Raw genomic sequence first — 25,158 nt, forward strand, 5'->3', positions numbered from 1 at the left:
CGTTCCTCTCCTCGGTCTGCTCAAAGCGCGCGTGACATCGCGGGGATGGTAAGAACGGGTCCGGCGGCGGCTCAGCTCACGATTGAGCGCCGAGGCGGCGCAGCGCCCGCTCACGCAGCGCCACCCGGTCGGCCTTGCCGTTGCGGTTCAGCGGCATCTCGTCCAACGGCCACAAGTGCCGCGGCAGCATGTACGGCGGCAGCCGGTCGGCCAGCCGCGCGGCGAGCACGGCCGCCTCGACGCCTCCACCGGCGACGTACGCGACCAGGACCTTCCCGGTCTCGTCGTCGAGCGCGAACACCAGCGGGTCGCAGCCGGGCGCGGCCTCGCGCAGCGCGTGCTCGACCTCCGCCAGCTCGACCCGGTAGCCCTGGATCTTCACCTGGGAGTCGTCCCGGCCGAGGTGCACCAGCCCCGCCTTGTCGTCGAGCCGGACCCGGTCGCCGGTGCGATACCACGTCCTGCCGTCGGCCCGGTGGAACCGGCCCGCGTCGTTGGCCGGGTCGAGGTAGCCGCGGAACATCTGCGGGCCGGTCATGCACAGCTCGCCGGTCCGCTGGTCGGGATCGCCGTCCGTGCCGAGCATCAGGAAGTCCATTCCGTCGTTGGGGTAGCCGATCGGCACGGTCTCGCCCTCCCAGTCGAGCGGCTCGCCCGCCGGCCATCGGTAGGCCGTGCAGGCGATCGTCAGCTCGGTCGGGCCGTAGATGTTGTCGAGGGCGGCGTCCGGCGCGGCCGCCCGCATCGCCCGCGCGGTCTCGATCGGCAGCGGCTCCCCGCAGAACACCGCGTAGCGCAGCCCGGCGAGCGACCCGGGCGCGAGCGCGCCCCTGGCCCGCACCGCGTTGATCAGGCTGGGGGTGGCGTGCCAGAGGGTCAGGCCGTACGACCGGACGTACCGGGCCGGGTCGAGGGCCTGCAGCCGGGTCAGGGCGCACACGCAGGCCCCGCTGCCCCAGGCCATGAAGATGTCGAACATCGCCAGGTCGAAGGTGAGGTCGTACACCTGGCTGAACCGGTCGCCGGGGCCGACGTCGTAGCGCGGCAGCGACGCCCGCAGGAACGCGCTCACGTTGCGGTGCGCGATCGGCACTCCCTTGGGCCGTCCCGTCGACCCGGAGGTGAACAGCACGTACGCGACGTCCTGCGGGGTACGGGCCGACGGCGGGCGGAAGGAGTCCGCGTCGTCGTCACCGGGCACCCGCACGGGCACGCCGGCCGGCACTCCGACGGCGGCGTCGGCGGCCAGGACGACGCGGACGCCGGCCGCCTCGGCCACGCGCGCCGCCTGCGCGGCCCCGCCGGCGTCCACGACCAGACAGTCCACACCGGCGGCACGGGCGATCTCCGCGTTGCGCTCGGCCGGCGCCTCCAGGCCGAGCGGCACGGCCGCGGCCCCGGCGTACAGCGCGGCCAGCAGGCCGATGTACGCCTCGAGGCTCTTGTTCGCGAGCAGTCCCACGCGGCGCGGCGCCCGCCCGCCCTCGGTCAGCGCGGCGGCCCAGGCGCGGGCCCGCCGGTCCACCTCCGCGTACGAGAGGGTCACGGCGTGCACCCGCAGGGCCGGGCCGCCGGGATCGCGGGCCAGCCCGTCGAGGAACCATTCGTCCAGCAGCCGCTCCGTCATCAGTCCTCCTGAAGCTCGAACCGCACCCGCCACCGGCGGCCCCGCGACCGGAGTCAGGGCCGGCCCGACGTGGCGCGCAGCCGGGTCAGCAGCGCCCACACGCTCCCGGGCGTCCGGAAGTTGGCGGGCACCAGGTCCTCGTCGGGGAACGTCACCCCGTACGCGTCCTCCAGCGCCGCGATGAGCCCCACGGTCGCCACCGAGTTCAGGCCGAAGGCCGCCGTCGTCAGGTCGGGCTCGAGCGGCGCGCCCTCCGGCAGCGTGGGAAGGTAGGGCCGCAGGACGCTCTCGAACGTCTCGTCCCAGTCCTCAGTCACCGTTCGGTCCGCCTTTCGCACTCGATCGACGTCGCGCCCACGACTGCGGCGCGCCACGCGGGCGGGCGGTGTGGCGGCCCGCTCGCGGTCCGGACGCGTGGGGGCAAGGCCCGCCGCGTACCGCCGGATGCTAGGCAGGCGCGCCGGACCGATGCCGCTCAAAGTTGAGCAGACGGCCGCGGGCCGGTCTGGCGACGATCGACAGCATGGCTCGTGACGTGCTGCTCGGCGGTTCGTCCGCCCTCCTCGCCGCCCGGCTCGCCGACCGCCTCCTGGCCCGCGGCGCCGGCCGGGTGACGATCGTCGTTCCTCCCGGGCGGCCGCCCGCCTCCACGGGCGCCGCGGCCTGCCCGGACGACCGGCCGCGCGATCCGCGGCTGCTCGTCGTGGACGCCGGTCCGTCCGGCGACCTGCCCGAGGAGGTGCGGGCCGACGTCGTCTGGCTCCTCACGGGGGACGCCGGGCCGGTTCCCGGCCGCGACGCCCGTGCGGACGCGGCGCTGGCCCGGAGCGTCATCGCCCGCCTGCCCGCGCTCGGCGCGGCCGGGATCGTCCACGTGACCGCCGACGAGTTGTGCCGTCCCCTCGGCGCGGACGCCAGACCGGTGGACGCCGTCGTCGCCCGTCTGCACACGGCGGTGGAGGAGGAGGTGGCCGCCGCCTGCGCGGAGCACGGGCTCGGCCATCGGCTGGTGCGCACGGTCTCCCCCGTCGACGCGCTGTCGCCCGCCGGCACTGTGGCCGCTCTCGGCCCGGTCGCGCCGGCCGGGGCAGTGCCGCCGAACGCCGGGGGCGTGCCGCCGGCCGCCTGGCCGGGCGATCCCGTGCCCGCCGGGCTGCACCGGTTCCTGGCCGCCCTGCGCTCGGTCGTCGACGAGGTCACCGCCCGTGCGCCGGATTATTTCGGCACCCGGCCGCTGCGCTGCCTGCTCCCCCCGGAGTCCGCCGTACGGCTGACGCCGATGGACGAGGTCACGCGCGTGCTGGTCGAGCTGGCGGACGATCCGGAGACGGCGGGCGGCCGGTTCCGCCTGGCCGCGTCCGAGGCCGTGCCCGCGGACGGCCTGCTCCAGCGGATCGGCGACGTCTACGGGGTGCGGCTGCTGCCGGTGCACGACCCCGCCGAGCTGGATCCGATCGACCGGCTGCTGCACGACCGGCTCACCGGGTTCCTGGCCGAGCCGTCGCCCTGGGCCGGCTGCCGGGAGACGACGCCGGGGCCGCTCGGGTGGGGGCCGCCCGCGCAGCGGGCGCTGCTGCGGCGGGTGCGCCGCGCCCAGGAGGCGGCCGGCGAGGCGGCCCGCGACCGCCGGGAGAGGCTGCCCGCACGGCTCGTGCGCACCACCATCGACGTCGCAGGACGGCCGCTGACCTACCACCTGGCGGTGCCCCCCGCCGTGCCGGGACCCGCCGGAACCCCGGCACGAGGGGGACCCGGAGCCGAGCCGGTCGTGCTGCTCAACGCGCTGGGCCAGGGCCTGGCCTTCTGGCACCCCTTGATAGACAGGCTGTCGGCGCGGTGGCGCGTCCTGATCGTCGATCCGCGCGGGCCCGAGGACGACGGCCCGGCGTCCGTGCCCGGTCCCGACGACCACGTCGACGACCTGGAGGCCGTGCTCAAGAACGAGGGCGTCGAGCGCTGCCACCTCGTGGGCTGGTGCACCGGGCCCAAGCAGGCCGTCCGGTTCGCGGTCCGCAGGCCCGACGTGGTCGCCTCGATGGTGTTCCTCAACGGCTCGTTCCGGGTCGAGGGGGGCCACGACGGCCTCGACACCCCCTACGAGCGGAACCTCGACTACCTGTGCCGGACGCTGGCGCGGCGGCCGGACCAGGCGGGGCGGCTGCTGCGCCTGTTCGGGGGTGATGACCCGCCCGCCTCCCGGCCCGACGAGGTGCTCGCCCTGACCAATGGCGCGCTGCGGGAGGAGGTCCGTGCGCCGTTCCTGTCGGCGCAGGCCCTGGTGCCCTACGCCCTTCAGATGCTCGCCTTCTGGGGTGACGACGTGTCGGCCGAGGCCGGGCAGATCCGCGTCCCGGTCCTGGCCGTCGGCGCGGAGCATGACCGGGTCGTCTCCACGCCGCGGCTGCGCGCTGCGGCGGCGCGTTTCCCCTCGGGACGCTTCGTGGAGCTGCGCGGCGCGACGCACCAGTGCCTGTACGACCGCGCCGCCGTGCTGGCCGAATTGATCGAGGAGTTCGTGGCCGATCCCGCGGCGATGGCCGGCTCCGACGTGATCGACGGTCTGGCGGGTGAGGTGGACCGGTGACCGTAGGCGGCGAGCCCGCGACCGGTTCGAGACGGTTCGGCGCGGTTCGAGAGGGTTCAACACTGAGGAGGAACGCCCGATGACGCAGGCCATGTCGTTCGACCGCGTCGCCGACAGCTACGACGAGATGCGCGGCGGCCTTGAGCGGGGCCGCCAGTCGGCGGCGTGCCTGGCCCCCCACCTGGTGGCCGGCACGACTCTGGAGGTCGGCGTCGGCACCGGCGTGGTCGCCGCGGGACTGCGCGAGCTGGGACATCCCGTGATCGGGGTGGACATCTCCGAGCCGATGCTGCATCGGGCGCACGAGCGGCTCGGCGGCCGGGTGGCGCGGGCGGACGCCAGGGCGCTCCCCCTGCCCGGGGGCACGGTGGCGAACGTCGTGTTCGTCCACGTCCTGCACCTGGTCGGGGACATGTCCGCCGCCGTGGGCGAAGCGGCCCGCGTGCTGCGACCCGGCGGGCGGCTCGCCGCCGTGCACGGCAGCCCCGTCGCCGACCCCGACGAGCTGGTGGACGCCCTCGACCGGCTGGCGCCTCTGCAGCCGCCGCGGCCGGACACCCCGGAGGGGCTCCTGTCCGCCGGGGAGGCCGCGGGCCTGCGGCCGGTGGAGCAGCACTTCGCCGCCGAGTACGAGAAGGCCACCTCGCCCGCGGAGCTGGCGGAGAGCATCGAGCGGCGGGTGCCGCCATACCTGTGGCACGTGCCCGACGACGTCTGGCGGGACGTGGTCGTCCCGGTCGTCGCCGGCCTGCGCGCGCTCCCCGACCCCGATCGGCCGCGGGTGCAGACCTGGCGCTCGATGTGCACGGTCCTGGAGAAGCACGGCTGAGGCTCTGGAGCAGCACGTGCCGCCGCCCCGCACTCCGCTCCGGGCGGTCCTTGCGGCTTTCGCGGCCGCCTGGCGAGCCGCGGCCCCGGCCCGGGCGGAGACGTCGGCCACGGGCCGGGGCGGGAGGACGGACGCCCCCGGGCTCGGCGAGGACTGCGGGGCTAGCGAGGGGAGCTCAGCGGGGGATGAGCTCGAAGGCGATCGCGAGCCTGCCGCCGAAGCGCTCGCCCGTCTGACGGGCCATCGCGGTCAGCGGGCCGCGCACGTCCGTGACGGGCGGCCGCAGGCCCGCGAGGTAGGCGCGGTGCGCCTCCAGGGAGGCCACGGCCTTGTCGATGGCGTCGGTGACGTCCACGGCGTGGGTCGGGTGCGGCGAGTTGGCGATGGCCACGTGGCGCACGCCCTGCCAGGGCTCCAGGCCGAGGTCGCGGAAGATCCAGCGGTTGCCCGCGTCGCCCACGGCGTCCAGCAGGGCTCGCCCTGTGTTGCGGTGGTCCGGCGGGTTCCACCGGCCGCTGAGGAACCGGTCGTGGTGGTTGAAGCCGATGACCAGCTCGGGCCGGTGCCGCCTGATCTCCTCGGCGAGCCGCCGGCGCAGCGGCAGGCCGTACTCGACGACGCCGTCGGCGTAGTCGAGGAAGGTCACCGAATCCACGCCCACGATCGACGCGCTCTCGCGCTGCTCGGCCTCCCGTACGGCGGCCGCCTCCTCGGGCGGCATCCCGTCGATCCCCGCCTCGCCGCGGGTGAGCAGCAGGTAGCTCACGGACTTCCCGGCGGCGGTCCAGGTCGCGACGGCCCCGGCGGCGCCGAACTCGATGTCGTCCGGATGGGCCACCACCGCGAGTGCCGTGCTCCAGTCGTCGGGCATTGGCTGCAGTTCGTCGCTCATACCATTTAAATTAGCACGCCACGCCATTCTCGATAAAGGCCGGACGCCGCTTTTATAAGCGCCGCAAATGCTCAATCCTGAGCAGACACACCCCCGCCTGCCAGGCAGAATCCTGCAGAACAGCGTTGTCATTCCGCACGTGAGTAATTCACGCGACATTCGAAACGCGGGAGGTTTCCGATGGGAAAGACCGCCACCGGGACGATGAAATGGGAGCCGTGGCAGCCGCAGCCGTACGCCGTGCAGGACGGCGGCCCGGTCCTGTCGCGGGGCACCGTCGTCAACCACTACACCGGCGACCTCGTGGCCACCGGCGCGCTGGAGTGCCTGGTCCTCACCGAGGCGGACGGCACCAGCCCGTTCCAGGGCCTGGAGCGGGTGACCGGCAGCCTCGACGGCCGCCAGGGCAGCTTCGTCTTCCGGCTCGACGGCGTCGTCCGGCCGGGCACGGCCGAGGCCACCCTGACCGTGGTGCCGGATTCCGGCACCGGCGACCTCAAGGGGCTGCGCGGCGAGGCCCGCTACACGAGCGGCAACGTGGGGCCGGACGGTCACGCGGAATTCACCTTTGAGTACGAGCTCGACTGATCGGCTGCGTACCATCGGAAATCGCGGCGCCGTCTGACGGCCGGTGAAAGCCGGCCGTCATGCGATGCCATCGCGCAGCATACGTCCGTCTGCGGCTCCGGAACGGGCCCGTCCGGCTCGTCCGGAGGCGCGGCAGGCCAGACGAAGGGAGCTTCACCATGTCAGCCATCGGCACTCTCGCCGCGGTTTCTCTCGACTGCCAGGATCCCGCGGCGCTGGCGGACTTCTACCGCCAGGTCACCGGCTGGGAGGTGGTGTTCAGCAGCGAGAACTTCACCTATCTCGCCGGGAGCGACGGAGCCGTGCGCCTGAGCTTCCAGCGGGTGCCGGACCACCCGCGGCCCAGCTGGCCCGACCCGGCCAAGCAGTTCCACCTCGACTTCAGCGTGCCCGACCTGGACAAGGCGGAGCAGCAGCTGCTCGAGCTGGGCGCGACCAAGCCCGACTTCCAGCCGGGCGGCGACAAGTGGCGGGTGCTCCTCGACCCCGCGGGGCACCCGTTCTGCATCACCACGTACACGGGCTGAGCCATGCTCCAGGTGTAGCGGAAGTCCCGCGCGTAGCGGACAATCCCGCGTGTAGCGGAGAATCACGAAGCAGCGGAAGGGGCCACGGCGGCGACGCCGTGGCCCCTTCCCCGTTCCGCCTCAGCCCCAGTACTGCGGGGTGAGCAGGACGTCCCGCGTGGTGCCCTGAACGATGATCTTGTCCCAGGCACCGCCGCCCTTGTCCATCGAAATCCAGTCCTGGATGAACGAGGCGCGCGGGGCTTCGGGGTCGGTGCGCGCGTCGAGGCCCATCAGCAGGTACATCACGTCCAGCGAGCGCATGTGGATGAGGAAGTGCGCGCGGTCCATCCGGCCGAACGCCTCCTCGTACAGGAAGACCGTGGCCAGGCCGTCCATGTTGAGGTTCATGTTCTCGGCCACGGTCCGCGCGAACACCCGCGCCTCGGCGCGGTAGCGGTAGTCGAAGTCCACCGTACGGCGCATGACGACGCCCGCCGTGGCCGAGTTGAGCGTCTTTTCGGCCGGCATCGCGGTCTGCTCCTGGGCCGGCCGCACGTCGAACCGGGGCAGTCCGCCCTCTCCGGCGACGATGGGACTCATCGCCGGGTCTGCGGCCATCGCCTCGGTGGCGGTGCCGAAGATGCCCCACCGGTGCGGGAGCATGACGGTCTCCCGCACGCTGCCCGCCTCGAACAGCTCGTCCCAGACGTCGGCCTCGTGCGCGCCGAAGACGCCGCCCCGGATGTCGCCGCCCGGGCCGCCCATCGCCACCAGCGTCCCGTAGTCGGCGTACGACGTGAAGTGCAGCAGCCAGTGGAGCCGGTTCTTCACGCCGAAGGTCTCCTCGTAGACGAAAACCGTGGCCGTCCCCGCGTGTTCGGCGTTGACGTGCTCGGCGATCTCGCGGGCGGCCTTCCGGGCGGCGCCGCCCTGCCCGGCGCGGATCTGCGCCACCCTCTCGACGATCACGCCCGCGTTCCCCGAGTGCAGGACGCGGTCCGGGGACTGCGACGTCTGGTGCAGCGCCGGCGGCACGGTCATCTGTGTGGTGCTGTTCGACACCGTCTACTCCTTCATGGACGTGAGATCTGCGGGGATGCGGCCGTCGAGGCATCGGGCGGCGCCGGTCATGAGTCGCTCGGCGATGACGTCGACGTGCCGGTTGCGCCAGTCCTCCAGGTCGGTGCCGCGGACGAACCGGTTGAACGCCCCCATCGCCGGGCCGCAGTGGATCTGGTAGTTGGCGCGCTCGGCCGGGTCTCCGGCGAGGGCGAGCCGGTTGGAGTGGGCGAAATACCACTTGAAGACGAGCACCATCCGGTGGCGCGGGTCGCGCTCGGCCTTCTCGACGACGTGGGGCCGCCCGCCGGACAGGTAGTGGTCACGGGTCTCCCGCCACACCTCCTCCAGGGAACGGCGGAAGAAGGTGCGCTCGATGCTCGCCAGCGTGGCCGGGTCGATCTCCTCCAGCGACCGGTGGCGCTGGTAGAGGTGGTGCAGCTTGGTCGCGCGGGCGGCGAACAGCGTCCCCTTCCGCACGACCTGCACCCGGGCCCCCAGTTCGAACATGTCGCCCGAGGGCGCGTACGCCGTGTCCTGCACGTCGAGCCCGGCCAGCAGGTCCTTGACGGCCTCGGAGGTGCCGGCCTCGGGGGAACACTGGTTCACCGACCCCGTCAGCACGAAGTCGGCCCCGAGGACGAAGGCGGCGGCCACCGCCTCGGGCGCGCCGAGTCCGCCCGAGGCGCCGAGCAGTATCGGCGCGCGGTAGCCGTACCGGTCCGTGAGCTCGTCGCGCAGCCGGCGCATGGCGGGGACCAGCGTGAGCGCCACACCCGCGTCGGTGTGCCCGCCGGAGTCCGCCTCGACGCAGACCTCGCCGCTGACCGGCAGTTCCCGCGCCACCTCGGCCTCCGCCGGGGTGAGTCCGCCCTCCCGCACCAGCCGGTCGAGCAGCGCCCGCGGCGGCGGGCTCATGAACGCGGTGGCCACCTCCGGGCGCGACACCTTGGCCAGCACCCGCCGTACGGCGACCGGCCTGCCCTGGGCGTCCCGGTGGGCGCCGCTGAAGCGGAACCGCACCAACGGGGCCGTGACGTTGAGGTAGGCCGCGGCCTCGGCGAAGCGCACGTCGTGCTTGAGATACAGGGCGACCGTGCGCTCCTCCCTGGCGGGGTCGTCGAGGTCGTTGAGGAGGTTCATGCCGAACGGGACCTCGGGGCCGAGGCGGCGCCGGATGTCGAGCAGCGCCTGCTCGGTGCGCTCCAGCGACAGCCCTCCCGCGCCGAAGAAGCCCATCAGGCCCGAGCGGCCCATGCGCACGACCAGGTCGGCCGAGGAGATCCCCTTGTACATCGAGCCGGCGAGGTAGGCGTAGCGCAGCCCGTACTCGCGGCGGAACCGGGCGGAGCCCAGCCGCTCGGCCGCCGACGCGAGCCGCGCGTCCGCCTCTGTGCCGGAATCCGCCCGACCTGCCTCCCGCGCGGGCTCCGGCCGCCACGCCGGCCGGAGCGGTACGGCCCCCGGGCGGCCGGTCCGGCCGGCCGGGGCCGCGTCCTCGACGGGAGCCGCAGTCACGGAAGCGGGGGGCACGGAAGCCGGGGGCACGGGAGCCGGGGGCACGGGAGCCGGGGGCACGGGAGCCGGGGGCACGGGAGCCGGGGGCACGGGAGCCGGGGTTATGGGGGCCGGGGTTATGGGGGCCGGCGTGCGGCGGGCCGACCGCCACAGCCCCGTGAGCACCGTGCCCGGGCCGACCTCGGCGACCTCGCGCACGCCGCGGTGGAGCAGGTAGCTCATGCTGTCCCACCAGCGGACCGGGCTGGCGATCTGCCGGGCGAGCAGGTCCGCCACCCCGTCCGGCGGGTACGGCCGGGCGGTGACGTTGGCGACGACCGGCACCCGCGGAGGCGCGAACTCCACCTCGCGCAGGAACGCCGCGAACTCCTCCGCCGCCGGTCGCATGTGCCGCGAGTGGAAGGCCGCGCTGACGTTGAGCGGCACGCAGCGGGCACCGCCCGCCCGTTCGACGGCCTCGACCGCCCGGGCCATGCCCTCCGGGCTTCCGGACAGGACCACCTGGTCGGCGGAGTTGTGGTTGGCGACGTCGACGTCCGCGACGCCGGCCTCCTCCAGCAGCGCCGCCACGGTCGCGGCGGGCAGGCCGAGCACGGCCGTCATGACCCCGCCGTTGGCCCGGCCCATCAACTCGCCCCTGCGGCGGACCAGCCGCACGCCGGCGGCCAGGTCGAAGCAGCCGGCGGCGAACAGCGCGTCGAACTCCCCCAGGCTGTGCCCCGCGTAGAAGTCGGGTTCCGGCTCCTCGCGCAGCCGGGCCAGGTGGGTCAGCGCGTTGACCACGAACAGCGCCGGCTGGGCGTACTGCGTCTGCCGGAGCCGTCCGTCGGGGTCCTTCAGGCACAGGTCGCGGATCGAGTAGCCCAGGATCGCGTCGACCTCGGCGCACAGGCCGGGGAAGAGGTCGAAGAGCCCCTCCCCCATGCCCTTGCGCTGCGACCCCTGGCCCGGGAAGAGCCACGCGCGCATGATCAGCCTTCTCCTCCTCCGCCGGGTGCCGGCGGGCGCGGCGCGCCCGTCCGGAGCCCGGACTGGTCCGCTGTCACCGGGAAAGCCGTCACCGGGGAAGCTGGTAGGGCACCAGGAGCGTGTCGTGCAGCGTGCCGTCCACGAAGGTCCTGGCCCAGGTGCCGCCGCCGCGGTGCGGCGCGATGAAGTCCTTCTCCAGGATCCGGCGGAAGTCGGGGTCGTGGTCGTCGAGGTGCATCAGCGTCAGGTAGTCCTCGAACGACCGCAGGTGGATCAGCCAGTGCAGCTGGTCCATCACGCCGAAGGTCTCCTCGTACAGGTACGACGTGACCCGGCCGGGCAGGACCTTGTTGACGTGGTTCTGCCAGGCGAAGGCGAAGTAGCGGGCCTCCTTGCGGAACTCGTGCTTGGCCTGGCCGACGCGGTGCAGGACGAGCTCGGCGTTGGCCGAGTTGAGCTGCTCCGACAGGGGCTGCGAGCTCTGCTTCCAGGCCGGGTCGACCCACAGGTCGCTCGGGACGTCCTCCTCGTTCTCGTGGTGCGCGCCGTGCTGGGGCACCAGGATCTTCTCCTGCATCGTGCCCTCGACGATCAGCCGGCCCCACGCGCCGACGCCGTCGTCGTCCTTGACCCGGTCGGACTCGAGAAGATCGATCATCGTGTCGTCGTGGTCGACCATCTCCAGGCTGATGCCGTAGTCGTTGGGCGACTTCCAGTGGATGAGCCAGTGGAGGCGGTCCTGCGTGCCGAACGCCTCCTCGTAGCAGAAGAAGGAGGCCCCGTTGAGGTCGGAGTCGTTCATGTGACGGACGACTTCGGAGAAGAACTGGCGGCCCTCGGCCCGGTGGCTGTACTTGAGCTGGGCGTTGCGGGCGATGATGAAGCCCGAGTTGCCCGAGTGCAGCACCTTGTCGGCGGGGACGGAGGTCTGGTGCTGCGCCGGCCTGATCCGGCCCGTGTCGAGGGTGGACACCGCCGTGTCTGACATTGCGCGATCCCTTCTCGAAGATCGGCGCGCGCCTGACGGATCTGCCCGCCGAGCGCGTGCGCCGCGTTCGGAGGAGACGATGGGGAACTGCGGCAGACGCTACTTGGCCAGGTCAGGGCGTGTCTGCGCAATGTTGCGCAAGGAAAGGGGGCCCGATCGTTGATCGGGCCCCCAGGGATGCGACGGGTCAGCTGGAAGACCAGGGCTCAGCCGGAAGGCGGCGGCTCAGCGGAAGACGACGGCTCAGCGCGAGCTGTTCACACGGCCGCCCTGCTCGGCGCCGGCTCGCTCCCGGCTGTCGGCGTCCGGCGGCGCGTGGCGCACGCCCTGCTCGGCGCCGGCCCGACCCTGGCCGTCGCCGTTCGGCGTCGTCCCCCCGAGGGGCTGCTCGTGCTGCCGGGGTTGCTCGGGCCGCTCGGGCTGCTTGTCGCCTGCCGCCTGCGGGGCGCCGTCGGCGGGCGGGGGCACCTGCCGGGGCGGCACCTCGCGCAGGAACAGCGACACGACCAGCGCGAGCACGACCACGGGCACGGCGACCAGGAAGACGTCGTCCAGCGCCTGCGCGAACGCGGCGAGCACGTGACCCCTGACCGGCTCCGCCAGCCGATGGACGGCCTGCACGTCGTCGGCCGCGACCCGCACGCCGCCCGCCTCGTGGGCGAGGTGGCGGGCCAGGCCGGAGCTGAAGACCGCGCCGAGCACCGCCGTGCCGACGGCCGCGCCCATCCGCTGGAAGAAGTTCGCCGCCCCGGTGGCCGCCCCCAGGTCGCGCATCTCGACGGCGTTCTGCACGGCGGTCAGGACGGGCTGCATGGTCAGGCCGGTGCCCGCGCCGAACACGAACGAGAGCACGGCCACCCACCAGTACGCCGTGTCCACGGCGAGGCGCGACAGCGGCAGCATCGCCAGCACCAGCAGCACCGAACCGAGCACCGGGAAGACCTTGTAGCGGCCGGTGCGGGTGATGAGGTTGCCGGAGACGGCGGTGGCGATGATGATCCCGAACATCGCCGGCAGCATCGCCAGGCCGGCCGTCGTGGGCGACATGCCGGACACGACCTGCAGGTACACCGGCAGGAACACGATGCCGCTGAACATCGCGGCGCCGGCGAGGAACCCGAACACGTTCGCCACCCGGAAGACCGGGTTGCCGAACAGCCGCAGCGGGATGACGGGCTCGGCCGCGCGCCGCTCGACCACGACGAACAGCACGGCGGCGACGGCGAAACCGGCCAGCAGGGCGAGCGACCCCGGAGCGGCCCAGCCGTACTCCTCGCCGGCCCAGTCGAGGTAGAGCAGCAGCGCGGTGACACCGGCGACGATCAGCGCCGCGCCGAGGTAGTCGACGTGGTGTTCCCTGCGGGTCACCGGCAGCCGGAGGACGGCCGCGACGACGGCCAGCGAGACGAGGCCGACCGGCACGTTCACCCAGAAGATCCAGCGCCACCCCGGCCCATCGGCCAGCCAGCCGCCGAGCAGCGGGCCGCCGAGGCTGGCCAGGGCGAAGACCCCGGCGAAGTACCCCTGGTAGCGGCCCCGCTCACGGGGCGGCACGACGTCGCCGATGACGGTCAGCGCCAGCGCGAACAGCCCGCCGCCGCCCAGGCCCTGCAGGGCCCGGAACGCGATGAGCTGCCCGACGTCCTGGGCCAGGCCGCACAGCGCCGAGGCGACCAGGAACGACCCGATCGCGGCCATGAACGTCGACCGCCTGCCGTACAGGTCGGAGATCTTGCCCCACAGCGGGGTCACCACCATCGATGTGACGAGGTAGGCGGTGACCACCCACGAGAGCATGTCCATGCCGCCCAGGTCGCTCACGATGCGGGGCAGCGCGGTGCTCACCACGGTCTGGTCGAGGGCGGACAGCAGCATGCCGGCCATCACGCCGGCCACCGCCAGCCGGACCTGCGCGGCGGACAGGGCGGAGGCCGCCTGCCCTGCGGGGGGTGCGCCGCTGGCTGTGGTGCTCATCGTTTCCTCCCGTCTGGTACGGAACGTGGTCTGCGGACTGCGCCGCCGCCCGGATCGCCCTCCGCTCACTCGCGAGGACCTCTCGGGACGGGCCGCCGTGCGGACCTCGGTCCTACTCGGTGAAGGAGAGCTCGAGCAGCGACGCGACGAGCTCGTCCTCATTCTGACTGGTGTCCTCACCGCGCGCGGTCCCGGCGGTCGGACCGGTCGCCGTCGCCGTCGGCTCGGCCTCCCGGCCGAGCCAGAGCCGCTTGCGCCGGAACACCGGGGCGGGCAGCGGCTCGCGGGGCGCCGGAGCGCCGTCGCGCAACCGCGGGTCGAGCTGGGCGGCGACGAGATGGGCGTTGGTGCCGCCGAGCCCGAACGAGCTGAGTCCTGCCACCCGCGTCCGCTCCCCCGGCGCCCAGGTGCGCAGCCGGGTGTTCGGGAAGAACGGCGAGGCGTCGAAGTCGAAGCGCGGGTTGGGGGTCTCGCAGAACAGCGTGGGCGGGATCTGGCCGTGCTCGACGGCGAGCACCACCTTGATCAACCCGGCCACACCTGCCGCGCTGAGCAGGTGGCCGACGTTCGACTTGACGCTGCCGATCGCGCACCAGCCGGTCTGGTCGCTGGTCTCGCGGTACACGTCGGTCAGCGCGCGCAGCTCGATCGGATCGCCGATGAGGGTTCCGGTTCCGTGCGCCTCGACCATGCCGATCTCGTCGGCCCGCCGGCCCGCCGCCGCCAGGGCCTTCCTGATGACGTCGGCCTGGGCGGCCGGGTTCGGCGTGGTGATGCCCATCGTGTGGCCGTCGTTGTTCACGGCCACAGCCTCGATGACCGCGTGGACGCGGTCGCCGTCCGCGAGCGCGGCGGCCAGCGGCTTGAGCAGCACCGCCCCGCACCCCTCGCCCGGCACGAACCCGTCGGCCCGCTCGTCGAACGTGGCGCAGCGGCCCGACGGGGAGATGGCCCGGGCGGCGCTGAACTCCAGGTAGTGCTGCTCGTCGAGCAGCACCTCGACGCCGCCGGCCACGGCGATCTCGGCGTCGCCCGCCAGCAGGGCACGGCACGCGAGCTGCACACTGACGAGCGAGGAGGAGCAGGCGCTGTCGACGACCAGGTTGGGCCCGCGGAAGTCGAAGTGATGGGCGACGTGGGCCGCGATGAAGTTCTGGTCCGACTGCAGCACGGCGGGGCGCAGCCCGGCCCGTCTGCCGTAGGAGGAGATGCGGCCGCCGACGAACACGCCGACGTCCCGCCCCCACAGCTCGGCCCCGGTGTACCCGGCGTCGGCCAGGCAGGTCGCGGTGGCCTCCAGGAACAGCCGGATGCCGGGGTCGAGGCAGGTCGCCTCCTCGTCGCCCATGCCGAAGTACGCCGCGTCGAAGTCCTCGATCCCGTCGAGGAAGCCGCCCCATTTGCTCAGCGACCTGCCCACGGCCGGGACCGGGCTGTACAGCCGCCGATGGTCCCACCGGGACGCCGGCACCTCGGTCACCGAGCAGCGTCCCGACAGCAGGTTGGCCCAGTAGGTCTCCACGTCGGGCGCGCCGGGGAAGCGGCAGGCCATCCCGATCACCGCGATCTTGCCGGCCGTCGCGTCGTCCCTCCCCACACCGGAGGGCGGTACGGCCCGCTCCACCGCGGTCACGGGACCGGCGTCCGGCATCGGGCCCGGGCCGGGCTCCGGAAGCACACTGCCGCCGCTGACTCTGGGGCCGGGCTCCGGAAGCCGGCCGGGATCGGGTTCCGGGGCGAACCGGGCCAGGTAGGCGGCGAGGCGTTCCAGCGTGGAGTGGTCCAGCAGGACGGACGGCTCCAGCCTTCGGCCCAGGTGCTCCTCGATCTGCTGGAGCAACTCGCCCAGCATGACCGACTCGACGCCGAGCTCGGCGAAGTCGGCGGTGGGATCGAGGTCCCCGGCCGGGAGCCCCACGTTGCGCGCGAACAGCTCCACCAGCCACGCGGGCGGGCGGCCGCCGCTCGCGCCCGCGCTCACCGGCATCCGCGCCACGGACGGCTCGGAAGGCACGGACGGCCCGGAAGGCACGGGCGGCCCGGAGGGCACGGGCGGCACGGACGCGTCCCGCGCCGCGGCGGCCACGCCGGTGGCGGCGTCGCCGATGAGGGCGGAGGCACCTGCTTCCCGGTCGGCCCAGGGCCCGGCGGAGGGACCGGCGGAGGGACCGGCGGAAGCCTGACCGGTCAGGAGCAGGGCGCCGGGATCGGGCGCGACGCCGCGCAGCGGCGGGCAGGGCAGCACCGAGGCGCCGTCCTGCAGGGCGCCCGCGGGCAGGGCGAGCACGCGCTCCAGCACCCGCAGGCCCTCCGCGTCGCCGAGGCTGTCGAGCCCCACGGGTTCGCAGACGTTGGGACCGCCGCGTCCCGACCCGCTCTCGCGCCACATCGGCCAGTTCACGGAGCGGAACGCGCCGTGGCCCTGTCGGGCCTTGCCACTCACGTAGAAGTCCATGAAGGCGTTGGCGGCGGCGTAGTCCGCCACTCCGGCGGCGAGCCGGGGCACTGCCGCGCACACCGAGGAGAACGTGAGGAAGAACGCGGGCCGGTCGGTCTCGCAGACTTCGGCCAGCGCCTCCAGGCCGTCGGTCTTCGGTTCCAGCACGGCCCGCATCTCGACCGCGCCCTTGTGGGCGAAGACCGGGGTGCCCCGGCCGACCCGCCCCGCGCAGTGGACGACGCCGGCCACGGGGCCCCACGCGCCACGGACCGATCGCATGAACGCGGCGAGCCCGGCCCTGTCGGAGAGCTTCCCGGTGTGCGCCCGCACTTCGGCGCCGAGGCGCTCCAGCTCGCGCACCGTCGCGACGGCGGCGGCCGAGGGCTCGGGCAGCGACGGGTCGTCCCACCGCTCCTTCGGCGGCAGCGACCGCGCGCCCACCAGGACGATCCGGCGGGCGCCCCGTTCCACCAGGTGGCGGGCCACCCGGGCGCCGATGCCCCGGGTCGCCCCGCTCAGCACGTACGGCGCGTCCGCCGCGAGCCGCAACGGCGCGTGCGGCGCCTCGACCGGCACGAGCCGGGGCTCGTGACGCCGTCCCGCGCGGTGGCAGACCTCGCCATAGCGGCCGGGGTCGCCCCACTCGTCCAGCACCTGCCGGGCGACCTCGGCCGCCCGTGAGGCGGGCACGTCGGTGTCGAGCACCGTCGCGCGGACCTTGCCGTACTCCGCGCCGAGCATGCGGACGAATCCGGCCATGCGGGCGCCGGCGAGTGTGGCGGGAGCGCCCGGCGCGCCGAGCAGCCCCCGGGTGACGTGGACGACGCGCAGACCGGCGGCGTGCCGGTAGGACACGAGTTGCTGCAGCATGGCCAGTCTGGCCTGCCACCGCCCCGGTCCCGGGGCGTCGAGGTCGCACAGGTCCACCCATCCGGCCAGGCCGGGATGCCGGGCCAGCAGAACGCCGACGGCCTCGACCGCGCCCGCCTCGTCGTCGTACGAGAGCACGCCGCCGTCGCCGGAAGCAGGGCCGGAAGCGGGGCCGCATCCGTTGCCGCCGGGATCAGGATGGGCGGCGCCTTCGCGGACCAGCAGCACCCGTCCCCGGTCCGCGGCGCGGGCCAGTTCGCGCGCCACGTTCTCGGTCCGGTCGTCGAAGACGCACAGCAGCGGCCCCTCGGCGGAGGCGGGGACGCGTGCGGGGTCGGCGGGGACCCACTCCTTTCGGTAGAGCGGGATCTCCCGGTCCGCCTGAGGTCCCTCACCCGTCTCCCGCCCATAGGACACCCCCGGCGCCTGACGGTCGTCGGCGGAGCCCGCGACCGGCGTCACGGCGTCGGGCTCGTACGGCCGCTCGGGCAGCCAGCACCGCATGCGGGCGAAGGGATACGACGGCAGGGCGATGACGCGCGGTGAGAAGCCCTCGGCGTCCCGGTCGCCCTGCTCCGGATGGGAGGTCCAGGAGCGCCGGAGGTGGGGCCGGTGCAGGCGCGGCCAGTCCACCCGGCCGCCGCCTGCCCAGTGGGCGGCGATCTCCCGCAGCTCGTCCTCGCCGAATCCGGGGGCGTACGCGGGATCGGAAGCGGGATCGGAAGCGGAGTGCGTTCCCGTGACGGGAGCGTGCCCGGCGCCGGGTGCCGGGACGCGCGGGAGCACGGGTCCCGGCTCCTGCCCCGGGCCGGGGGTGCGGCCCCGCAGCACGCCCGGTGGTTCCTCCCCGGCGGCGACGCGCTCCAGGAGACCGGCCGCCTCCCGGGAGTCCGCCGTGACCAGGGCGAGCCGTTCGCGCAGCGGTTCTCGGCCGGCCTGCAGCGTGTAGGCGACGTCGGCCAGGTCGTGGCGGCCGCCCGCGTCGCGGAGCCAGGCCGCCATGCGGCCCGCCAGCCGCCGCAGGGCGTCCCGATCCTGCGCCGAGAGCACCAGCACCTGCGGGCGTCCGGCCGGCCGCCCGGTCGCGAAGCGGGGCCGCTCGGGGACGTCCGCGTACTCCTCCAGGACGACGTGGGCGATCGTCCCGCCGGCCCCGAAGGAGCTGACGCCGGCCCGGCGCGGCAGCGGACGGCCATAGCCGTCCTCACGCTCCGGCCAGGGCGCGGCCTCACGCTGCACCCGGAACGGCACGCGGTCCCAGGCGATCTTCGGGTTGAGCTCCTCGGCGTGCAGGGACGGCGCGAACGTGCGGTGCCGCATCTGGAGCACGACCTTCGTCAGGCCCGCGATGCCCGCGGCGGCCTCCACGTGACCGATCGACGACTTGACCGAGCCGATCGCGACGGCGCCGGGGGGAAGGCCGGCGTCGCCGAAGGCCCGCATGAGCCCGTCGATCTCGATGGGGTCGCCCAGCGCCGTTCCGGCTCCGTGCGCCTCCAGGTAACCGATGGTCGCCGGGTCTACTCCCGCGTCCCGCAGCGCGTCGCGCACCATCTCGCCCTGCGCCGCGGGGTTGGGCACGATCCAGCCGTTGGTCCTGCCCATGTGGACGACGGAGGTGCCGCGGATCACCGCGTGCACGCGGTCGCCGTCCTCCAGCGCGCGGCGCAGCGGCTTCAGCACGACGACGCCGACGCCCTCCGACGGCACGAACCCGTCACCGCCCAGTCCGAAGCTGCGGCAGCGCAGGTCGGAGGCGGTCAGCTTCATGCGGCGCTGCTGGATGAACTTGTTCGGGTGCAAGGACAGGTTGACCGCGCCCGCGATCGCCATCTCGGCCTCGCCGCGACGCAGCGCCTGCACGGCCAGGTGGATGGCGACGAGCGAGGACGAGCACATCGTGTCGACGGTCATGCTGGGCCCGCGCAGGTCGAAGTGGAACGAGACCCGGTTGGCGATGCCGCCGATGGCCGACCCCGAGTCCTGGGGGGTGCCCCGCAGGGTCTGCTCGACGCCGAAGAAGGGATACTCGTTGTACATCGAGCCCGCGTACACCGCCACCCGGGAGCCGTGCCGCTCGCGCAGCCGCCGCCGGGGGTAGCCGGCGTCCTCCAGCGCCTCCCAGGTCACCTCGAGGAACAGCCGCTCCTGCGGGTCCATGAGGGCGGCGTCCCTGGGTGTGATGTTGAACAGCAGCGGGTCGAACATGTCGACCTCGTCCAGGAACCCGCCCCACATGATGTCGGCGGGCCAGCCGGGGCGGCGCCGCGCGGCCGGCAGCGGCCCGACGCAGTCACGCCCGGAGACCAGGTTCTCCCAGAACCGGTCGAGGTCGGGCGCGTGCGGATACCGTCCGGCGATGCCGACGATGGCGATCGCCCGGTCGTCCCCGTCGAGTTCGCCTTCCCCGCGCCGGTCGTCGCGGGCCGCGAGCGCCCCCTGCCGGAGCCGCGCCTCTCCGTCTCCGGCATCCGCGGGCCGTGCCTCCGAGCCCTGCGCCTCCCCGTTCCCGGCATTGTGGTGCCGTGCCGCCCAGTCTCGTGCCGCCCAGTCTCGTGCCGCCCAGTCTCGTGCCGCCCAGTCTCGTGCCGCCCAGTCTCGTGCCGCCCAGTCTCGTGCCGTCCAGTCCAGCGCCTCCGGCTCGGCCGGCCCGCCGTCCCCTTGGGCGTCGCCGTGTCCGCTCCCGGACGCGGACGCCGTACGGCCCGCATCGTCCGCGAGCCAGGGACCGTCGAGATCGAGGAGCGCTCCCGCCACCCCGGCGAGGTCGCGGTGCTCGAAGAAGAGCGTCGGGGAGACCTCGCCCAGGTCGCGCGCCAGCGCGTCGTTCAGCCGGGCCACGATGTACGACGTGAGCCCGTAGTGCTCCAGCGGCACATAGGCGTGCAACTGGTCCACCGGAATGCAGGAGACCTCGGCATACCGCGCCTTGAGGTAGTCCTCCACCCGGGCGCGCAGGAGGGGGTCGTCCGCGGGAGCACGGCCGGGGCCGGCCCCGCCCCCGGACGCGTCCATGCCCCCGGAAACGTCCACGCCCGCAGGAGCGTCCACGCCGCCAGAAGCGCCGCCGGCGGAAGCGGCGGCGGGCCCGTCCCCGGCAAGGGCCCGGGCGGTCTCCGTCCGCGGGTTGTCGGAGGGCGGTCCGTCGAAGGGATACGTGGGCAGCGGGACGCGGGCGCCCGGCACCGGCCAGCAGTCCTCCCACGCCACGTCGTGCCCGGCCAGCCACGCCGCCGCGGCCTCCGTCTCGGAGAGGGCTCGCCCATCGGCCCCCGCCGCGGCATGGCCCGCCTTCGCGGTCCCGGACCCGACCGACGCCCCGCCGGAAGAACGGCCCGCCGCCGGGGTCGCGGACGTGCCGGGGACGCCCGGCGGCGGGGCCACCGCCGTTCTCAGGGCGGGGTGGTCGCGACCGGCCACCTGGGCGTCCAGGGCCACGGCCAGTGTCTCCAGGTCGGCGCAGCGGACGGCCAGCCGATGGGACATCGCCACCCGGCCCGTCTGCAGGGTGAACGCGACGTCCGCCAGCGCGGGGGCCGTGCCGGCGGCGCGCGCCGCGACCAGATGGTCACGCAGCCGCCGGGCGTAGCGGCTGAGGTGTTCCGCACTCGCGGCCGACAGCACCACCACGTGCGTGCGGGGTCCGGGCGGCGCCGCCCGGCCGTCTTCCGGGTCCGGGGCCGAGGAGGCTCCCCGGCCGGTGGCCCAGGGGTCGAGCCGTTCGGGCTCTGTCCAGGTCATCTCGCCTCACAGATGCGTCGACGGTCGGTCTTCGGGTGTGGTCACGCGCCCGCCGGGAGGGGCCGGGCGCCGGGCGGCGCCAGTGGCGTCAGGCGCCGGCCGAGCAGGTCGGCCGCGGCCTCCATGAGCCGCTCCGCCTCCACCTGCGCCGCCTCCACCTGCGCCGCCTCCACCTGGCCACCCGCGGGGAGGTGCGGCGGACCTGCCGGTGCGCGGCCGCCCGCGCCGCGGGGCTCGACGTGGCGGGCCGCGACCACGAAGTCGGCGCCCAGCACGAACGCGACGGCGGCGGCCTCCGGTGTCGCGCACGCCGCCCCGACCCGGACGTGGTGTCCGTGGGCGGACACCACCTCGTCGCGGCGGCGCAGCGCCTCGGGCAGCCGGACCTCCAGCCCCGGGCCCTCGGACGAGCAGTCGAGGCAGACGTCCTCGCTCACGGGCAGACGCCGGGCGACCTCCACCTCGGCGGGCGTGAGCGCTCCCCGGGCCGACAGCTCGGCCAGGATCGGCTCCGCCGGGGGCCGCATCAGCCGTTCCGCCAGGTCGGGGGCCGCCACCCGGGCGACGAGCCGGTTGGGCGCGACAGGCCGACCGGCGGCGTCGCGGCAGGCCCCCGCGAAGCGGAAGCGCACCACCTCGGGCGGCGCCTGGTCTCCGAGGGTCACGTGCAGGAAGCGCACGCCGTAACGCAGGCACAGGCCGGCCACGCGCTCCTGCTCCGCCTCGTCCCCGCCCGTACGGCGGGCGTCCAGGGCGACGCCGTACGGCGCGCCGGGACCGAGGTCGCGGCGCAGGCGCTGGACGGCCCGCTCGACGTCGCCGGCGGACAGGCCGTCCACGCCGAGGAAGGCGAGCACGCCGCGCCGGGCGGTCCGGGTGACCTCGTCGGCCGAACCCGCCGCGCCCGCGTCCTCCAGCGCCGCGCATGCCAGGCGCGTGCCGTAGTCCCTCCTGAACTCCGCCGAGCCGAGGCGTTCCACCGGGACGCGGTACGGCTCTGCGCCGGAATCTGTACCGATTCCGGCCCGGACGGCCGGCCCGGCGGAGGCGGGCGTGGACGCGACGAGGTGTCCTTCGGCCTTGCGCCACAGTTTGGTGAGCACCTGCCCGGGGCCGATCTCGCGGACGTCGCGCACGCCCTGCCCGGCCAGGTAGACCATGGTGTCCCACCACCGCACCGGGCTGCGCACCTGCCGCGCGAGCAGGTCGGGCAGGGTCTCCGGCCGGTGCGGGCGGGCGGTCACGTTCGAGACGACCGGCACGCGCGGCGGGGCGAAGTCCACCGTGCGCAGGTATTCGGCGAACGCCGCGGCGGGGAACGCCATGTACCGCGAGTGCGCGGCGATGCTCACGTTGAGCAGCACGCACTTGCCGGCGCCCGCACCGCGCAGGACGGCGGCGAGCGCGCGCACCGAGTCCTCGGGGCCCGACAGCACGACCTGGTCGGGGGAGTTGTGGTTGGCGAGGTCGACGTCGGTGGCGCCCTCCTCGGCCAGCACCTCGCGCAGCCGGTCGACCGGCATCCCGACGACGGCGAGCATGCCGCCGCCCCGGGCGCGGGCCATCAGCTCGCCGCGCCGCCGCACGATCCGCAGGCCGGTCTCGAAGTCGAAGCATCCGGCGGCGTGCAGCGCGGCGATCTCGCCGAGACTGTGCCCGGCGAGGTAGGCGGGGGCGGGCCCCTCCTCCAGCGCCGCCCGATGGGCGAGCGCGGCCACGGCGAACAGCGCCGGCTGGACGTATCGCGTGTCGTGCTGGAGTCTCTCCTCGTCTCCCGCGCACAGACGGCGCAGCGAGACCCCGATGATCTCGTCGGCCCGGGCGACCAGATCCGGGTAGCGGTCGAGCAGCCCGGCGCCCATGCCCTGGCGCTGCGCCCCCTGCCCCGGGAAGATCCAGGCGACGCTCATGTGCCCCTCCTTCCGTCCGCGTCCGTGAGCGGGCGTGTCCCACCCCCCGCGCCGGTCTCCCACGGCATCCGCTGGTGCAGGGTGAAGGCGGCGATCCGGTCCCGTACGGCCGGAGCCGCCATCAGGCGGGCGAACTCGGCGGCGGCGACGCGGCCGGTCTCCTCGGTCACCGGCCAGAGCAGGCCGAAGTACCGCTTGGCCTCCCCGATCGCCTCGGGGGCCACCTTGGTCAGCCGGAACGCCAGGCGGCCGAGCGCCGCGGCCGGGTCGTCGCACACCTCGTCGACCAGCCGGTCGCGGTGCGCCTCCGCCGCGGACACGGGCTTGGTGGTCAGCGTCATCGCGTACGCCGGTTGGAAGCCGGTGCGCCGCACCAGGAACGGCAGGACCGCGCACGGCAGCAGCCCCCACAGCGCCTCGGGCAGGCTGAACGTGCTGCGGGGCGTGGCCAGCACGAGGTCGCAGGCCGCCGCCAGCCCGACCCCGCCCCCGGCGGCCTGACCGTCGACCTCCGCCACCACCACCCGGGGCGTCGTGCTGATCCTCCGCAGGAGGGCGTGGAAGTCCGCCACGCCGCCGTCGCCCTCGGGCGCGTCCACCGCCTCGGCGAGGTCCATGCCCGTGCAGAACACGCCCGGGCGGCCCGCGAGCACGACGATCCGGCAGTCCGGCCGGTGCTCGGCCTCGTCGAGGGCGTGCCGGATCTCGGCGATCGTACGGGCGTCGAGACCGTTGCGCCGGTCCGGCCGGTCGAGGGTCACCCGCATCATGTCGGGGGACGCCTCGACACGGATGCCCCGATAATCCATGATCATCTCCATCGGCGGCGAGGACGACGATCCGGTTCTACCGCCGGCCGGGGGCCGCGTCTGCTCACCATTGAGCAGGCCGCGTCGCCGCTTGCGGGGGACGATTGCGGCGGCGCGTCCCCGGAAGCGGGGAGGCGGGGAGACAGACGGCGGCGGGATCGGAGGCGGGCCGAGCGGTGACGCTGACGGGACGGGCGACGGCCTCTGCGGACGGAAGGGACTCGCCGGAGCCGCGGATCAAGGCGGGCGAGGCGCACGTGTGGGTGGCGGACCCGGACGCGCTCGACCGGGACGGGACGCTCGGCGGCTACCGCGCGACGCTGTCACAGCCGGAGCGGGACCGGGCCGCCGCCTTCCGGTCGGAGGCGGACCGGCTGGCGTTCGAGGCCGCGCACGGCCTGGCCCGAGCCGCGCTGACCTGGTGCGCGCCCGCCGTCGCCGCGGACGCGTGGCGGTTCACGACCACGCCCCACGGCAGGCCGGAGATCGCCGGCCAGCCGCCCCGCCGACCGCTGCGGTTCAACATCTCCCACACCGCCGGACTGGTGGCCTGCGTGGTCACGCTGGGCGCCGCCTGCGGGGTGGACGCCGAGCGCGTGCACCGCCGGGCCGACCCGCTGCGGCTGGGCCGCCGGGTCTGCTCGCCCGCCGAGTACGCCCGGCTCGTCCCGCTCGACGACCCCGACGCCCGGGCCGACCTGTTCTTCCGCTACTGGACGCTGAAGGAGGCGTACGTCAAGGCACGCGGATACGGGATGACGCTGCCGATGAACGAATGCGACTTCGAGATCGCGGCGTCCGTCCCGGCGGGGACGCCCGCGACGGTGGAGGGGCGGAGCGTGGCCACGCCCGCGACGGTTGAGGGGCGGAGCGTGGCCCGGTTCGGGCCGCGGCTGCGCGACGATCCGGCCCGGTGGCGCTTCGCCCAGTGGCGGCCCGGCCCGCGCCACCTGCTCGCCCTCGCCGTACGGCGGGAGCCCGGCCTGCCCTGCGCGGTCGTCGTCCACCCGGCCCCGCCGCCCGTGCCGTAGAGGCGAGGCGTTCAGCAGGCCCGTTCAGGAGGTCACGGACAGCAGGCGGCGCAGGTCGGTCCTGAGGGCGTCGATGAAGTCGGGCCGGACGCCCTTGAGGTAGAAGTGGTCGCCCGCGAACACGCGGAGGGTGAAGGGGCCGGTGGTCACCTCCCGCCAGGCCAGCATCTCCTCGGGCGTGACCTCCGGGTCGGCGTCCCCCGTCAGCCCCGACACCGGGCAGGACAGCGGCGGCCCGGGGAGGGGCCGGTAGGTCTCGTTCAGCGTGAAGTCGGCCCGCATGCCGGGCACGAACAGCCGCAGCAGGTCGGGCTGCCGCAGCACCTGGCCGGGGATGCCGTTCAACCGGGCGACCGCCGCCACGAACTCCTCGTCCGGCAGGCCGTGCAGGTCGGCGCGGCGTTTGGGCAGGTGCGGGGCCCGGCGGCCGGACACGACCAGCCCCGCGGGCGGGGCGGCCGGGCCCGCGGACAGGCGGCGGGCCACCTCGTAGGCCACCGCCGAGCCCATGCTGTGGCCCATCAGCGCGTACGGCCGGTCGAGATAGGGCAGCAGGCCGTCCACCACGGCGGGGACGAGCTCCTCCATCCGCGTGTACGGCCGCTCCCGCAGCCGCCACTCGCGACCCGGCAGGACGACCGGGCAGATCTCGACCTCCGGCAGCAGCAGCGGCCGCCACGGCCGGAAGAAGCCGGCCCCTCCGCCCGCGTGGGCGAAGCAGAACAGCCGGGCCGGCGCGTCCTCTCGCCCGGCGTCGCTGCTCAGCCATGCCGGCGGCGCCGGCTCCGGCCCCTTCGGGTACGCCTGCGCGATCGTCACG

Annotated in this window: 16 protein-coding genes; 5 read left to right on the top strand and 11 right to left on the bottom strand. The window is 74.6% G+C overall.

The window, feature by feature from the left end; translation table 11 throughout:
* Positions 1 to 76 precede the first annotated feature (76 nt).
* Positions 77 to 1,627, bottom strand: coding sequence for an AMP-binding protein (locus tag IL992_RS32800; RefSeq protein ID WP_193207200.1), 1,551 nt, complete (start codon positions 1,625 to 1,627; stop codon positions 77 to 79).
* 53 nt (positions 1,628 to 1,680) lie between these two features.
* Positions 1,681 to 1,944 (bottom strand): acyl carrier protein, encoded by a 264-nt coding sequence (locus IL992_RS48590; RefSeq protein WP_193207201.1) that lies wholly within the window; start codon positions 1,942 to 1,944, stop codon positions 1,681 to 1,683.
* 206 nt (positions 1,945 to 2,150) lie between these two features.
* Between IL992_RS48590 and IL992_RS32810 the strand changes: the two genes are divergently transcribed.
* Positions 2,151 to 4,211: an alpha/beta fold hydrolase gene (locus IL992_RS32810; RefSeq protein WP_193207202.1), complete on the top strand. Its 2,061-nt coding sequence runs from the start codon at positions 2,151 to 2,153 to the stop codon at positions 4,209 to 4,211.
* A 79-nt stretch (positions 4,212 to 4,290) separates the two neighbouring features.
* On the top strand, positions 4,291 to 5,040 hold the full coding sequence (locus IL992_RS32815; protein WP_193207203.1) for a class I SAM-dependent methyltransferase: 750 nt from the start codon (positions 4,291 to 4,293) through the stop codon (positions 5,038 to 5,040).
* A 175-nt stretch (positions 5,041 to 5,215) separates the two neighbouring features.
* On the opposite strand, the gene IL992_RS32820 is transcribed toward IL992_RS32815, so the two are convergent.
* Complete coding sequence (locus IL992_RS32820) at positions 5,216 to 5,932, bottom strand: PIG-L deacetylase family protein (protein ID WP_193207204.1); 717 nt, start codon at positions 5,930 to 5,932, stop codon at positions 5,216 to 5,218.
* A gap of 180 nt (positions 5,933 to 6,112) precedes the next feature.
* Between IL992_RS32820 and IL992_RS32825 the strand changes: the two genes are divergently transcribed.
* Both IL992_RS32825 and IL992_RS32830 read left to right on the top strand, forming a co-directional pair.
* Positions 6,113 to 6,520 carry a DUF3224 domain-containing protein gene (locus IL992_RS32825; protein WP_142562466.1) on the top strand — a complete coding sequence of 136 codons (408 nt, stop codon included), beginning with the start codon at positions 6,113 to 6,115 and terminating at the stop codon, positions 6,518 to 6,520.
* 158 nt (positions 6,521 to 6,678) lie between these two features.
* Complete coding sequence (locus IL992_RS32830; RefSeq protein ID WP_193207205.1) at positions 6,679 to 7,047, top strand: VOC family protein; 369 nt, start codon at positions 6,679 to 6,681, stop codon at positions 7,045 to 7,047.
* A gap of 120 nt (positions 7,048 to 7,167) precedes the next feature.
* Here IL992_RS32830 and IL992_RS32835 read toward each other — a convergent pair whose 3' ends face one another.
* The 7 genes from IL992_RS32835 to IL992_RS32870 form a co-directional block, all read right to left on the bottom strand.
* Positions 7,168 to 8,091 carry a DUF6039 family protein gene (locus IL992_RS32835; protein WP_193207206.1) on the bottom strand — a complete coding sequence of 308 codons (924 nt, stop codon included), beginning with the start codon at positions 8,089 to 8,091 and terminating at the stop codon, positions 7,168 to 7,170.
* 3 nt (positions 8,092 to 8,094) lie between these two features.
* On the bottom strand, positions 8,095 to 10,575 hold the full coding sequence (gene fabD, locus IL992_RS32840) for an ACP S-malonyltransferase (RefSeq protein ID WP_193207207.1): 2,481 nt from the start codon (positions 10,573 to 10,575) through the stop codon (positions 8,095 to 8,097).
* Between the two features lie 88 nt (positions 10,576 to 10,663).
* Entirely contained in the window at positions 10,664 to 11,563 is a 900-nt protein-coding gene (locus IL992_RS32845; protein WP_193207208.1) for a DUF6039 family protein, read from the bottom strand.
* A 243-nt stretch (positions 11,564 to 11,806) separates the two neighbouring features.
* On the bottom strand, positions 11,807 to 13,537 hold the full coding sequence (locus IL992_RS32850; RefSeq protein WP_193207209.1) for an MDR family MFS transporter: 1,731 nt from the start codon (positions 13,535 to 13,537) through the stop codon (positions 11,807 to 11,809).
* A gap of 112 nt (positions 13,538 to 13,649) precedes the next feature.
* Positions 13,650 to 20,588: a beta-ketoacyl synthase N-terminal-like domain-containing protein gene (locus IL992_RS46780; protein ID WP_226874166.1), complete on the bottom strand. Its 6,939-nt coding sequence runs from the start codon at positions 20,586 to 20,588 to the stop codon at positions 13,650 to 13,652.
* A gap of 41 nt (positions 20,589 to 20,629) precedes the next feature.
* Positions 20,630 to 22,498, bottom strand: coding sequence for an ACP S-malonyltransferase (gene fabD, locus IL992_RS32865; RefSeq protein ID WP_193207210.1), 1,869 nt, complete (start codon positions 22,496 to 22,498; stop codon positions 20,630 to 20,632).
* On the bottom strand, positions 22,495 to 23,307 hold the full coding sequence (locus IL992_RS32870) for an enoyl-CoA hydratase-related protein (protein WP_193207211.1): 813 nt from the start codon (positions 23,305 to 23,307) through the stop codon (positions 22,495 to 22,497). The genes fabD (IL992_RS32865) and IL992_RS32870 overlap by 4 nt, the downstream gene beginning before the upstream one ends.
* Positions 23,308 to 23,483: 176 nt before the next feature.
* Here IL992_RS32870 and IL992_RS32875 point away from each other — a divergent pair, with 176 nt between their 5' ends.
* Positions 23,484 to 24,338, top strand: coding sequence for a 4'-phosphopantetheinyl transferase family protein (locus tag IL992_RS32875; RefSeq protein ID WP_193207212.1), 855 nt, complete (start codon positions 23,484 to 23,486; stop codon positions 24,336 to 24,338).
* A gap of 24 nt (positions 24,339 to 24,362) precedes the next feature.
* Here the strand turns inward: IL992_RS32875 and IL992_RS32880 are convergent, their stop codons facing one another.
* Positions 24,363 to 25,157: a thioesterase II family protein gene (locus IL992_RS32880; RefSeq protein WP_319018975.1), complete on the bottom strand. Its 795-nt coding sequence runs from the start codon at positions 25,155 to 25,157 to the stop codon at positions 24,363 to 24,365.
* Position 25,158 lies beyond the last annotated feature (1 nt).

Source organism: Microbispora sitophila, assembly GCF_014892245.1.
GTDB classification, from domain to species: domain Bacteria; phylum Actinomycetota; class Actinomycetes; order Streptosporangiales; family Streptosporangiaceae; genus Microbispora; species Microbispora siamensis.

Excerpts from the sequence above, each read along its gene's own strand:
- IL992_RS32800 (WP_193207200.1), bottom strand. The coding sequence starts at position 1,627 with ATGACGGAGCGGCTGCTGGACGAATGGTTCCTCGACGGGCTGGCCCGC.
- IL992_RS32810 (WP_193207202.1), top strand. The coding sequence starts at position 2,151 with ATGGCTCGTGACGTGCTGCTCGGCGGTTCGTCCGCCCTCCTCGCCGCC.
- IL992_RS32815 (WP_193207203.1), top strand. The coding sequence starts at position 4,291 with ATGACGCAGGCCATGTCGTTCGACCGCGTCGCCGACAGCTACGACGAG.
- IL992_RS32820 (WP_193207204.1), bottom strand. The coding sequence starts at position 5,932 with ATGAGCGACGAACTGCAGCCAATGCCCGACGACTGGAGCACGGCACTC.
- IL992_RS32825 (WP_142562466.1), top strand. The coding sequence starts at position 6,113 with ATGGGAAAGACCGCCACCGGGACGATGAAATGGGAGCCGTGGCAGCCG.
- IL992_RS32830 (WP_193207205.1), top strand. The coding sequence starts at position 6,679 with ATGTCAGCCATCGGCACTCTCGCCGCGGTTTCTCTCGACTGCCAGGAT.
- fabD (WP_193207207.1), bottom strand. The coding sequence starts at position 10,575 with ATGCGCGCGTGGCTCTTCCCGGGCCAGGGGTCGCAGCGCAAGGGCATG.
- IL992_RS32845 (WP_193207208.1), bottom strand. The coding sequence starts at position 11,563 with ATGTCAGACACGGCGGTGTCCACCCTCGACACGGGCCGGATCAGGCCG.
- IL992_RS32850 (WP_193207209.1), bottom strand. The coding sequence starts at position 13,537 with ATGAGCACCACAGCCAGCGGCGCACCCCCCGCAGGGCAGGCGGCCTCC.
- IL992_RS46780 (WP_226874166.1), bottom strand. The coding sequence starts at position 20,588 with ATGACCTGGACAGAGCCCGAACGGCTCGACCCCTGGGCCACCGGCCGG.
- fabD (WP_193207210.1), bottom strand. The coding sequence starts at position 22,498 with ATGAGCGTCGCCTGGATCTTCCCGGGGCAGGGGGCGCAGCGCCAGGGC.
- IL992_RS32870 (WP_193207211.1), bottom strand. The coding sequence starts at position 23,307 with ATGGATTATCGGGGCATCCGTGTCGAGGCGTCCCCCGACATGATGCGG.